Below are 12,380 nucleotides of genomic sequence, written 5' to 3' on the forward strand. Positions count from 1 at the left end.
AACTTGGAATGTCCAATGTTGTTTTCGGCCAGTAATTAAAAGACTTCCAAAAGACATGTAGTCGCAGAATCAATGTTTATAAGTGTTTGCCAAATTTGACTTTAGTAATTTCTTTCCGGAACATGGGATTTATTATATTTCGCATTTTCTTAATTTCTCCCTTAACCCCTTCTCGCGTTCACTTAATACTATTTTGTTAAACTCGTTGATTTCGTCCAGCCATTTTAATTTTTCCTCTGTGGATAATTTCATATATTCCATTATTTTTTCATCTTCAAGTGTATACATAAATCCCTTATCCATTCTCTTCCTCCAGATATTTCCTTACTTTCCTGAGCATTGCAATATCACTTAAATCCTGACTTCTTCCGCTAAATTCTTTCATCTTTATTATATCATCTATTGATGCCAGATAAATGTCTATATCCATTGCCTTTTTGATTGTTCTGTTTATAAACGATTTTTCGAAATCCAATGGATGAACAAGCACAATATCAACAACCTTATAATTATCTTTTTTATGATAGAAACTAAAAGCCTTAAGGTTTTTAGTTTCTATCCAGTCTTTTACATTCTCGGGGTTTGCAAGGTCTTCGGGATTTACGGGCAGGCGAGGAATATAGCCTGATTCTTTCAATAGGGAGGTTATCTTAAGAATATTTTCTTTACTCATAGCAATAACGATGTCTATGTCCTGGGTTACCCGTGGAACACCATAGAGGTTGACAGACAATCCGCCCACGATGAGATATCTGACATCTCTCTTATACAATCCTTCCAGTATCTCAAAATAATACATATTCTTTCCTTCCGATTTACTTCAAAACCAAACATTTTCTGCAAGGCGGTACATGGCATTACTTCGATGAAATATTTATACAGTTTGCTCTGTTTATTCCCATTCTTCCCCTTTTTCCCCTCCACAATCTCAACCTCCTCCGGCGTGAGGTCGTAAAGGTTGTAGACAATCTTGTCAACCCCGTTAGACGGTAAACTTCTGGTATTACTCTGGCATTCCAAATCGCGGACTTTGGCTTGCTTGTCCATGTTTTGCAGATAATCCTCTTTTCATGAGAGCAAATATGCGCAGAAAAACTTAAAACAGTCATGAATACTCAACATTATAATCTCTGATCAAGGCACGCCCCCCCTGGTTTATCAAAGCGGGATAAAAAGAAATGTTATTCTTTTACAGCAGGGGTTTGGGTAACAAGAGTAAGGGAGAATTGGAAGTCGTTCGTCATCTTGCTGACCTTCTTATCCGTACACCTTCCGGGGTAATAATAACCAGATTTTCTTTTACGTCCTCCGCCTTGATAGACTGATAATATTTTCTGAATATTGTGAGCGTCTCATCAACAGGTCTTTTATAAATTTTAGCAACAACAATTCCCCCCGCATCTTTGGGGAGGAAATCTGAATATTCTTGTGAAGTCTTTGTCCATGGTAATAATGACCCTGTTTTCCTTGCACGCCATCTCATATACCTCATCATCAGAAATACCGGAAAGACCGCAGTCTCTGATACTCAGCACATCATTCCCTAAAGACCTTAAATAATCAATAATTGGCTCAAAGAGGTTTTCATTGGCAAAAATCTTCACGCCGTAACCCCGGCTTCTTCATCAGCAAGAACTGCTGCATAATTCAGGCATGCCCTAATATCTTTATCCGTAATATTGGGATATGCCTTTTTTATACCATCAAAATCTTCTCCAGCGGCAAGAAGGTCAAGTATTATATGTACTGGTATTCTTGTGCCTTTAATACAGGGTTTTCCACTGCATATCTTTGGATCAATCGCTATTCTCTCAATTGCCGTATTCATTTTACGTAATTCCTTTCTATTTTAAAACGTACGCTCAGTACTCTAATTACTTTTCTTATTATATTATAACAAACCCACTAACTGTTTTCTCAAATTGCTTATCCATGTTTTGCAAGTAATACTCGTCTTTCTTGATAGAAAAGATTCGCCTTTGAACTTTTCCCTTCAAATATAACTTGTCATTTTGAATGATTCTTCCCTTTAATCACTCCCAGCGTTCGCCGCGGAAGGTTTTGGCAAGGATGGATTGAGTGGGAGCTAAGGGTTATATCAATCTTTTATAAATTTCCCTTCTATGGCCAATTCTGAGAATAACAACTCGCTGCCTTCAATATCAAAGATTACCCTGTAATCTCCCATCCTGAATTTGTATGTCCCAAGTGCAGGGTCACTCAGTTTTTCAGAATATAATAAGGGATTATCCCGAAGTTTTAAAAGGGCATTCCCGATACGGTTTTTTATCGAAGAATCCAGTTTCTTTATGTCCCTCTCTGCCCTGTAAGTATAAACAAGGTTATAGTTCATTTTCCAAAAATCTCTTTATGGGATTTTGTCTTGCCTGTCTTGTAGCCTGCCCTTGCTTCTTTAATGCTCTGTAAATACTCAGGAGAAGTTATAGCCAGTAGATCCTCAACAAAAGCCTCCCTGTCGCTTTTTTTCATCTTTTTCACCGCTTCTATAATTTCATCTGCCGATACGGGCACTTTCAATTCCCGCATTTAAATACATCCTCTTTCAAGCAATGATAGAATAAGATATAAGCATTATATCAATTTATATTATTTATTAAACCTTTGTATTCGGTAAGTTTCTGATTGGTTACTTTTGACCATTTTAGCTCTGAAAACATCTTTTGTTCATTTCGGTATTTCTGCATCGTTTTATTAAACGGCTCTACATTATCCGATGGAATAATTGCGCCGCCTATTACCATAAAGCGATCTTTCGACTGCCTGCTTTCGTCACAATAGATATGATAAATCAATCCTGTTTATTTTCCCTCCACAATCACAATCTCCTCTGGCGTGAGGTCGTAGAGTTTGTAAACCATTTGATCAGCCTCGTTAGATAACTGACATGCCTATCTAACGGGGCTTGTTTGTCAGTGTTTTGTGAGTAATCCTCATCTTTCTTGATAGAAAAGATGCGCCATTGAACTTGTCCCTTCAAATTTAATTTGTCAATTTGAAAGATTCGACCCTTTACCTCAGGATGTAGCAGAACTTTTCATTTTCTGACAGGGGCTTTGTCAAATTCATGTTGTGGATTATAGAACCAAAAATTTAAAGGCCTTTCTGGTGAAAATGTGTAAAGATGTTCTCGCTCATTAATACTTACTCCCATTCTGTATTTTTTACATAGTTCATCGAGCGTTTTTAACACTTTAAACTTTGAAAGATCCCCTCTGCTTAATTCGAGTTTTTCTTTTGAAGTTTCGAAAAGTTTCAATTGGCGCTGAAACCTCTCTGTCTCTCTCCAATTTAAAAAAGTTTTTCCTTTTTCAAAAGAATATCGTGCAAATCCTGTAAAAATATCAATGAGTTGAGTTATTGGTTCCTCGTGCGATTTTGCTTCTGAATGGGCATGAAAATGAGGAAAATGATAATTTTTAATCATACCAAAGAGAGTATCTTCAATCTTGTTTTTTTTACTTAAATTTGTATTTTCAAGGTATTCCATTATCTCTCTCCAATCAATAGCACTGTGTTCGTCTGGATAAAAATCCCAATCTAAAGTATCATGCCTCCAACGTTGTTGTATACATTTTAATATTTTGTAATACATCATTTGAAGATTCTTGTTGTCATCTCGACCTTTGATGCTGTGTCTTCTATCTTGCGTATCCCAGGAAAGAACGTCTATGCGAATTTTATTAGCAGCACAGTATTCAACTCCTTTTGATACAAAGTTCTTAGCTGAATCCTCTTTTTCTTTATCACCAGCAATCTTTTTAAATTCTATACACCGCCTACCATGGTTCTTTAAAATGATTTCTAATTCGTCTCTTAATTTATCAATGTTAGTTTTTTCTGCAGATAGTATACCAACAGAGCGAAATCTCTCATGTCCAGATTCATCGCTATAAATTTGATACCTCATATTCATTTATTGCCTGCCTGTATCTTTCGCAATTTTAATTTCTTCCTCTGTTAGTCCGTAAAGTTTATAGATAAGCTGGGCAATCTGTTTTTCCAAATCGTGGACGTAGGCTTGATTGTCAATGTTTTACGAGTAATCCTCACTGCTATTTATTTGGAATTGCTACGTTTATGCGTAGGCGCTATATTCAAAATTTTTATCGCTAAGTTGTATTTTTCTTTGTCAGTCAAAATACAATTTTTACCCTTCTCAACAAAATTGTTATAAAGATCTTCTATAGTCTTACAATCATTTTCAATTCTAAATTTACATGAAGGTGATTGACCGCAACCACAGTTTCCATCAATTATCAGTTTTTCTGTAAATGGTGGTGCAATGTCCAATAATATCGAAATTGGTGTATAAAAAACTTCTGGTGCCAAACGGAGGGTATATCTGCTAATTGCATTTACTATCACTTGTCCTTTTTTAAAACCTTTGGTGATTTGTGGAATCCAATGATCCTCTTTAACATCAGGAGTACAATCACAATTTTCACCAGGAAGTAACATTGTATTGAGATTCATAAACAAATCACTTGCAACGCCAGGACCATTATTACGTATTGCAAAACCTATCCGTATTTTCATTATTCCGTTAATTATCTCTGCTGGATCTATAAGGTAATTATGATATACATCAGGTTGCGGCCTGCGTCCAAACATTCCTGCCAGTACTGCATGAGGTGTATGCTCGAAATTTGAACCTGCTCTAATATAGTAATGATATTGATAATTGCAGTTTACTACAACCTGATGTGGAGCATGATCACTTTTAGGAATCATCGTAGCGACAAATCCATCTTCTTTATCATTTATAACAATATAATGGTGTTGCACTTTAGTATGCGGTGGCACTGTGCAACCAGATACTGTGCCTTCTAACCAACTCACGAATCTTTTTACATTTTTGATAGGATATTTACTATGTGGCACATCGGCATTGTCTTCATTCTTTGAACAGTCTATTCCCCAAACAACAACCCCACCTTCAGAATTTCCAAAACCAGAAATAGCCTTTGCTAAATTTTTCCTGTCCGTGTCATTTAATTTTGAACCAGAACCCTCGTCAGCAGAGCGCTTAAAATCTAAAAACAATTCTTCTGATTTTTGAGATAAAATAAATTCATTGATAGCCTTTTCCCCATCCTTTACGATCTTTTCAAAAATATCTTCTGATCTTCCCATAATCACACTCCTGGTTATCAAAATTTGTCAATTCCAATTCTAATATTTAATGATGCTTCGAAAATTTGTCTGTTCGTGGTTCTGCCAAATTAGTTTCTCGGTAATTCCGCAACATCTTACAACTCAACGGGATTATATTTTCTTTTCCCCTTCAACAATCGCAATCTCCTCTGGCGTGAGGTCGTAGAGTTTGTATACCATCTGGTCAATCTGTCTTTCCAGCGCCGATGTGTCGGCATCGGGGCATTCTTGATTGGCGGCGAGGATTTGATCAACAAGAATAGTGACCGGACGTTGATCCTTATGAGAAATTTTAGGTATGGGAATTTTACCAACGTAATAATTATCAAAATGCATCGTCCTTATCGCTGCGCAGTAAATAAACTTATACGTATACCAGCTTACAAAGGTAGAATTCAATAAAGCCAATATATACTTATGATCATAGTTACTATCAGTAATTATCGTATTTTGAACTGTATCTAAACCTATAATCTTACCAGTACCATCATAAAATGATGTAATCATAATACGTGGAATCGGATTCTGAATATGAGCCACAAGGTCTTGTGAAATAATTTTTGGCCGTTGCATAAAGGCCAATTTGTTTCGGTTGCTTTTGAGAATCTCTTTTGATAAATAACCCTTTACACCGTTGCAACCGTATCTAAAAATGTTCTTTCCGCCGATAACAGGATGGTCTCCATCGTTCGAAAGATATTTTTGAAGGCCAACGCCTCTTTTCGTTTCTGAAATATCTTTCATGTAAACGCAATCAATCTTCAAATTATTTCCAATGTTCAATTCTTCCGGAGAAACATCGCATATCCAGGCTTTGTATTTAAGAACAAGGTCGTTGAAAATATTTGTCGATCTGATAAAATCATTGTCTAGAAATTTTCTTGCTAAATATTCTTTTTTATGAATCGACTTACTATATACAAACACTACTTGTTCAAGCTTTACTTTTTCAAAGGCCTTTTCAACATCAACTAAAATATGGGTATTACCAAGCATTGAATTCACAAGGCTAAACCAATTTTCTGAGTAAAGAAGCGATTTAGGAACTATAAAGGTAAGCGTTCCTCTTTCACCAATTACTCTGTTTTTGCCATAATCTATAAAAATAGCAGCGCTATTTGAATTATTCGTATCAGAGAGATTCTGCTTTATCTTTTTTAACGTTATTTTATCAATCTCTGCTCCATACGGCGGATTGGCAATTACCACATCAAAGCCGCCTTTTTTGTGAAACACCTCACTAAAATACACCTCGAAATCGAAAAGCTTATTATTTTCAGTAATGCCTCCGATTAAACTATCTATCTTCTGCTTCAGTTCTTTTTTCTTTTTTATATTGGTTTCATCGAAGTAGAGAGGTTTTAGTTTTTCCATTTCCTTAAACAGTTCGCTATTCGACAAATCCTTTTCTACTTCCAGCAGTGAATTCCCGCAAATAATCTTGTAATCAAGATTTGGCAGCGGTTTGATGGTCTGGTAGTCCTCTTCATCCACTACGAGGGATAGCCAGAGTCTTAGCTTGGCAATCTCCACAGCGCTAAGGTCGATATCTACACCATACAAGGATTCCTGGATGGCGTGGCGTTTGAAATTGTATAATGTCCTTTCCTCAGTATTTCCTAAATATGTGGTAAGGGTTTGTCGTGCCCTGACAATTTCATGCATCATCCCCACAGGAAAAGCACCTGAGCCTATAGCAGGGTCACATATCTTTATATCTGCAAGTGCGTCATCAATAAGTTTTGCATGTGCGCGGATAGTTTCTGGCAACTTATATTTCTTATATTTTCCATTGTAATCAGACTTTTCCGCATGTTTTTCTTTTGCGGTTACGTCATGTTCAATTGCTATATCACCGTGCCTGATAAAGGACTCAATATCTTCGCGCGGAACTACCGGTTGGTATTTTTCTGATGTAAGACACAATTGCCTCGGCTTCGTATCTCTAAAGAGTTTCTTTTGGGTGGGCGTATTTGGGGTAAACACAGGTTCTTTAACGGTAGTCTTTGGTGGATTTATAGTAGCGTCGAGATGGTTAATAAGGCTTTCCTGGCACATGTAATGAACAATTTCGCGAGGCGTGTAATATGTGCCTTTGGACTTACGGTCTTTAACCTCTAAGAGATTTTCAAACACCTTTCCCAGCATTTCCGGATCAATTGCCACCTCTTTTTCCAGCGGTTCATCTTCTCTCACGGTAAAGTTATACCGATCAAACACGTCAAAAATACCAGTGCCAATATCCCCTTCCTTTGTCTTTTCTTTATTAGAAAAGAGTTCATTGGGCAGGATGATATCTGTATGCACCCAATCGTAACTATTAATCGGGTCAAACAGGCCACCGTTTAAGAATGGAATCTTGCAATTGAATCTGCTATAAAAATCATTTGTTCTTTCAATTGCCAGCGCCTCGTAAAACAGCGGTTCAAGGATATCATTAAAAAAATTCTTATAATCGGCCATGTTCTTTTCAAAGAGTAAGCGCAGGAAATTTTTTGGACCAGTACCCCAGGCTGCATCACGCCCAACGCCAAACCATTCTTTCTTTTGAAGGAAATATAAGAATACAATCTGTCCAAGAAGTTTTTTGGCAAAATCAACGGTGTTGACCCCTTTTGCCTCAAAATCTGCTTTGATTTTTGCATCGCTTTTTACCACCTTGTCCAATTCTTCTTTGGTTCGGATAAAAAGATCACGGTATTTGATGAAAAATTCTTTGGTAACGGTTTCAATGTCAAATGCCTGTTCCAGTTCTTTAAGGGTTGGGTTATGCTCATCATTTGCCAACATATTAACCAGCCTGCTCTGGGCGGTGTGGCTGGTTTCGTTTGCGCCTACCAGGAATGACCATCGGCGTGCAGGTGTAAACTCTTCTTTTACCTTCATTCTGCCGGCTTGAGTCTGTTCAAACTTATAGTCCATCTTAACCAGTGAAAAACGCCAGTCTGCCGAATCCGGGGATACAAAGGCAACCAGTGCAGCTTCTTTTTCATTTGAACTACCGTATTTGCCCTGTAAATACCCGGCAACAAAGTTTCGCTGCATGGTGCGGGCGCGTTCAAGGGAGGTCTCTTTCTGAAGTTTTATGATAAGGATATCAACCCTGTTTTCATTGTCATTGAATTTGCCGATTCGCGCCAGACTGCTGATGTATGGCTTGTAAGCGTCAGGAATGAATTGACCATGACGTGGAGGAATGCGGTTTTCTTCAATATGGTTCAGAAGATTTTTGATGAATAGGGTAAACCTGCCCTTATCAAAAGGGTTCTCAAATGTCTCCTGAATAATTTGTTTTGCCTGTTGTTTATCCATGTCAATGCCTCATTTTAACCCTGACAGGGTTTCAAACCCTGTCAGGGTTGACGGTAAATTTACTCCAATGTTAAATCATCTGAAATGTCATCACGACTGGCACCATGATAAGCCACAAAACTATCACGCCCACCAAACCACGAAAGCACTTCTTCACGCTCTACTTTCGTTGGGGCGCTTGACATCACTGCCCTGTAAGAAGAGTATTGGTACTTCGCAATGTCGTTCATGATACCATGATGCCTGGGATTGTTGTGTATATATAAAGTCACCTGAACCCGCTGTTTTTCGGATGAAATCACCTTACGGCGAAAGGGGCGTTCGAAGAGACTCCCCGTCCTTCCCAGGTGTTTGTTAAGCCCTTGTGTATAGCTGTTAAACATATCTGAAAAATACAGATGTGGCTTTCTCTTTGTATCATCATGAATAGAAACCAACAGGTGAAAATGGTTCTTCATAAGACAATAGGCATATACTTTTGCTGTGAGAAAAACATATTTGGCGAGCAAGTCCAGAAAATATTGGTAATTTGCCTCGGTGTGATAAATGGTTTCGCCATTGATACCCCGGTTATAAATATGATACCAGTGTCCTGGTAACAGTGGCGTGATAGTTGTGCTCATTGTCTTCCTCCAAGGACAAGTAACCCTGACAGGGTTAAGAACCCTGTCAGGGTTTTGCTGTCAAATATAATGATAATATGACTTCCCGCTTGCCAAATACCGCTGGGTTTTGCTCAGCATAATGTTCTTCCAGAAGTTTTTTCGGTATATGCGTCCGAAGTACTGCCAGTACCTTGAGGGGGTTAACGATTTCATTCTTCAGCGCATTCAGGGTTTTCAGTGTTTGCGTTGCAGTCTGTTTGGGCAGTCCGCCTTCCTCGAGTTGGGTGAGGACTTTTTTGAGGTATAGTTCCTGGTCTTCTGTCAGTTTTTGGGTGTTCTTCGTGGTTGCCTTTAAAATTCTCAGGATACTTGCCGTGCTGTCACGTCCGCCCCTTTGCCATTGCTGCGGCACTTCTTCCGTTGTCGCTAAGATAAATGCCGCTTTGTTTTTATCCAGAAGTTCGTAAAAGTGTCCGGGAAGGTCTTTCTTTTCTTCATCAGGGGCGCTTTCCAAAATCTTTGCCGCAGATATGAAATCCAGTTCTTCCGCCACATTTTTACTGCCGGCTTTGAAAAATTTCTGGAGTTTTCCCCGTCTGAAGTAGGTAATTAACCCTGACAGGGTTGAGAACCCTGTCAGGGTTTTTGCAGTGCGCGCCTTTTTGGGGAGGCGTTTTATTTTTTCAAAAAGGTCGGGGTCTTTATCGCGAATCTCTTTAATGACCTGGAGGTATTTCAATTCGCTTTCCTCCGACCCTTCCTCACCTTCCAGCGTTTGTCTGGAAATCAACCTGTTAAATAATTCATGCGAGCCTATGGGTTCTCCTTCTGTTAAAAGTTCTGCGTCGCCTCCAAGCAGGGTTAAGAAGGCATTGATTTTAGCCTCTGCCGCTTCTTTCAGTTTTATCTGGTCATTCGATTGTTTGGTCGGGAAAAAATTAAAGGTATGTATCGTTTCAAATAGCGTATCCACGCGGTTGACACGCCCTACGCGCTGCATCATGCGGGTAGGATTCCAGGGGATATCGTAATTTATCACTGTATTGGAACGGTGCAGGTTAACGCCTTCGGCCAATACTTCCGTAGAGACCAGTATCCGGTAATCTTCCTTAGGATGACGTGATTTGGCGTCAAAATTTTCAATAACCTTGTCCCTCGTTGCCTCGCCTGAATCACCAGTAAAACACAGAACATTATCCGGATAATGTTCATTTATGTTTTTGAACAGATAGTTTGCGGTTTCCTTTGATTCCGTAAATATAATCAGATGGTTCGCTTTTAAGACCGGGTTTAGGGATAATTCTCCCAAAAATTTTAAAAGCTTTGGGTCGCGGTCAATGTGATGCCATAGTTTTTTAATTTCAAGCAGAATGTCATGGTCGTGCAGTAAGTCTTCTCTTAAGCCTTCTCTAAATTCACTGCTTGCATATCTTTCCGCCTTGCCTTCCTCTATCAACCGCTGGACGGCTTCATCATCGTCACTATCAAGCAACTCAAATATTTTACCGGTGTGTTTCTTGCTTATATAAACACTTCCGTCATCAAGCTCTTTTATAAACATCTCGTAAGAGCGGAGGAATCTATCCACCGAATTTTTAAATGCAAAGAAACTGCTTTCAAGACGCTTAACAAGCAGTATTTTCATAAACTTGCCCATGTTTTTCTGTGACTGCTTTTCAAGCTGGCCAACTTTACCGTCATAATAAAGCATAGGCATATAACGGGCGTATTTGAATTTTTGCGCTATCAATGCTATGGTTTTGCTGAATATTTCATCCTCCGTATCGTTGAGTTCATAAAAAAGAGGAACAGGCTTTTCAACGTAAGGGAATCTAATGTTTTGGCTCTTTATGTCTTCACCAAAATATCTCTCAATCTCTGTTCTGGTACGGCGAACCATGAGATATTTGAGGACTTTTTCCCGTAATTCCCGCGCATTTTCTTTTACCGTATTTATGTATCTAATATAATCTTTCTGCCTGTCCAGTTTTTTTAACTTTTTATCCAGGCCATTAAAGAAGCCTTCCATGTCCTGAAGATTTGGGATAGTGCTTTTTTTGGCTTTTTGAAATAATTTTAAAAGGCTTAAAATATCTTTTGGCGCATTGTTATAAGGCGTTGCCGTTACAAGGACAATCCTTTTGCCGCGACAGATTTCCGCCAATTTCTCATAGGTAACCGTTGTTTCCGTTCTAAAACGGTGTGCCTCATCAATGATAATATTGGTGTATTTCTCTGTCCCTCTGTCAATAAGGTCATCCAATTTACCGAGTGATTCAAAATCCGCCGATACCCTGAAATCGGAAAATACATTAGTCCATGAACCGGGATTCGATCTTTCAAGCAGCACAGGAGGGGCAATGACAAGTGTCCTGCCGTCAAGCTGTCCTGCCAGCATTGCCGATATGTATGTCTTGCCTAACCCTACAACATCAGAGATAAAAACGCCGCCGTATTCCAGAAGTATCTTCCTGGCGTTTAAAACTGCCTGCTCCTGATATTCCAGTTTTTTAAATTCATGGGGAAGATATTTCAAAAACACTTCATCTGCCTGACTGAGTTCGTCTTTGAAATATTCATATAAAAATTTCAGATACAATTCGTAAGGGGTAATGGTGTTGTTCAGCCATGTCTTTATTTGAATCGTATAGATATATCGTTCCCTTACATCAACGGCGTCTTTCCACAGTTCATTGAATTTTTGGAGTGCAAATTCATAATCCGCCCTGGTTTTTAACTCTACATTAAATTCAAGGTTATCAACAAGGCCTGATTGAGTAAAATTACTAGACCCGGTAATGACTCTCCCGGTATCCCTGTCACCTTCCACAAAAGTCATAATGTAAAGCTTTGCGTGGATATTTTCGGTGGGATAAGCCCTGATTTCCAGTTTTCCGTTTTTCAGCCATTCAATAAACTTAAGGATCCCCCCTTCAACTTCTGTTCTATCCTCAGCATTTTCTACTTCTTCCGTGACAGATTGTTCGAATTGTTCTTTTACTTCGGCGTGAGAATATGGAAGGAATGGCTGGTGATTGTTTTTTGCTTTTTGAATGAGTTCTATTGCCTGTTTGTTTGTACTTATCCCGATAAGAATCCTGATCTTTTCGGTATCTTCCAGGGATTTGTAGATGGCATGAAATCCGCTGGTATAGAAATAACCAACGAGTACATCAAAGAGCCGGGTGTCTGCAATAAGGACCCTGAATCTTTCCAGGAGGCTTCTATTTTCTTCATTGGTAATAAAGGTTAAATCTGAGTTCACAATGCGGCTATTCCCCATCTTCA

The 12,380-nt window shown here is 38.7% G+C and carries 13 protein-coding genes; all 13 read right to left on the reverse strand.

The genetic code is table 11. From position 1 onward, the window contains the following. Positions 1-132: 132 nt before the first annotated feature. Positions 133-303, reverse strand: coding sequence for a hypothetical protein (locus QZT26_RS05885; protein ID WP_157820569.1), 171 nt, complete (start codon positions 301-303; stop codon positions 133-135). Continuing rightward, a complete protein-coding gene (locus QZT26_RS05890; RefSeq protein ID WP_164995556.1) occupies positions 296-799 on the reverse strand; it encodes a nucleotidyltransferase family protein in 504 nt (167 codons plus the stop codon). Before QZT26_RS05890 ends, QZT26_RS05885 begins: the two co-directional genes overlap by 8 nt. Then, positions 700-1,047, reverse strand: a complete 348-nt coding sequence (locus tag QZT26_RS05895) for a hypothetical protein (protein ID WP_295101194.1) — start codon at positions 1,045-1,047, stop codon at positions 700-702. The genes QZT26_RS05890 and QZT26_RS05895 overlap by 100 nt, the downstream gene beginning before the upstream one ends. A gap of 193 nt (positions 1,048-1,240) precedes the next feature. Next, positions 1,241-1,483 carry a hypothetical protein gene (locus tag QZT26_RS05900; protein WP_164994265.1) on the reverse strand — a complete coding sequence of 81 codons (243 nt, stop codon included), beginning with the start codon at positions 1,481-1,483 and terminating at the stop codon, positions 1,241-1,243. Positions 1,484-1,600: 117 nt separating this feature from the next. Beyond that, positions 1,601-1,828 carry a DUF433 domain-containing protein gene (locus tag QZT26_RS05905; RefSeq protein WP_099325600.1) on the reverse strand — a complete coding sequence of 76 codons (228 nt, stop codon included), beginning with the start codon at positions 1,826-1,828 and terminating at the stop codon, positions 1,601-1,603. Between the two features lie 270 nt (positions 1,829-2,098). Then, positions 2,099-2,353 carry a type II toxin-antitoxin system RelE/ParE family toxin gene (locus tag QZT26_RS05910; protein WP_099325599.1) on the reverse strand — a complete coding sequence of 85 codons (255 nt, stop codon included), beginning with the start codon at positions 2,351-2,353 and terminating at the stop codon, positions 2,099-2,101. Further along, positions 2,350-2,547: a hypothetical protein gene (locus QZT26_RS05915; protein ID WP_099325598.1), complete on the reverse strand. Its 198-nt coding sequence runs from the start codon at positions 2,545-2,547 to the stop codon at positions 2,350-2,352. Before QZT26_RS05915 ends, QZT26_RS05910 begins: the two co-directional genes overlap by 4 nt. Positions 2,548-2,597: 50 nt before the next feature. Then, the gene (locus tag QZT26_RS05920) at positions 2,598-2,813 is read right to left on the reverse strand and encodes a DUF3800 domain-containing protein (RefSeq protein WP_157820566.1); all 216 of its coding nucleotides are present in this window, start codon (positions 2,811-2,813) and stop codon (positions 2,598-2,600) included. A 242-nt stretch (positions 2,814-3,055) separates the two neighbouring features. Beyond that, positions 3,056-3,934: a hypothetical protein gene (locus tag QZT26_RS05925; RefSeq protein ID WP_164995558.1), complete on the reverse strand. Its 879-nt coding sequence runs from the start codon at positions 3,932-3,934 to the stop codon at positions 3,056-3,058. Between the two features lie 143 nt (positions 3,935-4,077). After that, positions 4,078-5,154 (reverse strand): ATP-binding protein, encoded by a 1,077-nt coding sequence (locus QZT26_RS05930; RefSeq protein ID WP_164995559.1) that lies wholly within the window; start codon positions 5,152-5,154, stop codon positions 4,078-4,080. 132 nt (positions 5,155-5,286) lie between these two features. Continuing rightward, positions 5,287-8,487, reverse strand: a complete 3,201-nt coding sequence (locus tag QZT26_RS05935) for a TaqI-like C-terminal specificity domain-containing protein (protein ID WP_164995560.1) — start codon at positions 8,485-8,487, stop codon at positions 5,287-5,289. Between the two features lie 59 nt (positions 8,488-8,546). Then, complete coding sequence (locus QZT26_RS05940) at positions 8,547-9,110, reverse strand: transposase (RefSeq protein ID WP_099325594.1); 564 nt, start codon at positions 9,108-9,110, stop codon at positions 8,547-8,549. A 46-nt stretch (positions 9,111-9,156) separates the two neighbouring features. Then, a complete protein-coding gene (locus QZT26_RS05945) occupies positions 9,157-12,357 on the reverse strand; it encodes a helicase-related protein (RefSeq protein WP_295101200.1) in 3,201 nt (1,066 codons plus the stop codon). Positions 12,358-12,380 lie beyond the last annotated feature (23 nt).

This window comes from uncultured Candidatus Kuenenia sp., from assembly GCF_900696675.1.
Taxonomy (GTDB): domain Bacteria; phylum Planctomycetota; class Brocadiia; order Brocadiales; family Brocadiaceae; genus Kuenenia; species Kuenenia stuttgartiensis_A.

Coding starts and splice junctions, on each gene's coding strand:
- QZT26_RS05885 (WP_157820569.1), bottom strand. CDS start 303: ATGGATAAGGGATTTATGTATACACTTGAAGATGAAAAAATAATGGAA.
- QZT26_RS05890 (WP_164995556.1), bottom strand. CDS start 799: ATGTATTATTTTGAGATACTGGAAGGATTGTATAAGAGAGATGTCAGA.
- QZT26_RS05895 (WP_295101194.1), bottom strand. CDS start 1,047: ATGGACAAGCAAGCCAAAGTCCGCGATTTGGAATGCCAGAGTAATACC.
- QZT26_RS05900 (WP_164994265.1), bottom strand. CDS start 1,483: ATGAGATGGCGTGCAAGGAAAACAGGGTCATTATTACCATGGACAAAG.
- QZT26_RS05905 (WP_099325600.1), bottom strand. CDS start 1,828: ATGAATACGGCAATTGAGAGAATAGCGATTGATCCAAAGATATGCAGT.
- QZT26_RS05910 (WP_099325599.1), bottom strand. CDS start 2,353: ATGAACTATAACCTTGTTTATACTTACAGGGCAGAGAGGGACATAAAG.
- QZT26_RS05915 (WP_099325598.1), bottom strand. CDS start 2,547: ATGCGGGAATTGAAAGTGCCCGTATCGGCAGATGAAATTATAGAAGCG.
- QZT26_RS05925 (WP_164995558.1), bottom strand. CDS start 3,934: ATGAATATGAGGTATCAAATTTATAGCGATGAATCTGGACATGAGAGA.
- QZT26_RS05930 (WP_164995559.1), bottom strand. CDS start 5,154: ATGGGAAGATCAGAAGATATTTTTGAAAAGATCGTAAAGGATGGGGAA.
- QZT26_RS05935 (WP_164995560.1), bottom strand. CDS start 8,487: ATGGATAAACAACAGGCAAAACAAATTATTCAGGAGACATTTGAGAAC.
- QZT26_RS05940 (WP_099325594.1), bottom strand. CDS start 9,110: ATGAGCACAACTATCACGCCACTGTTACCAGGACACTGGTATCATATT.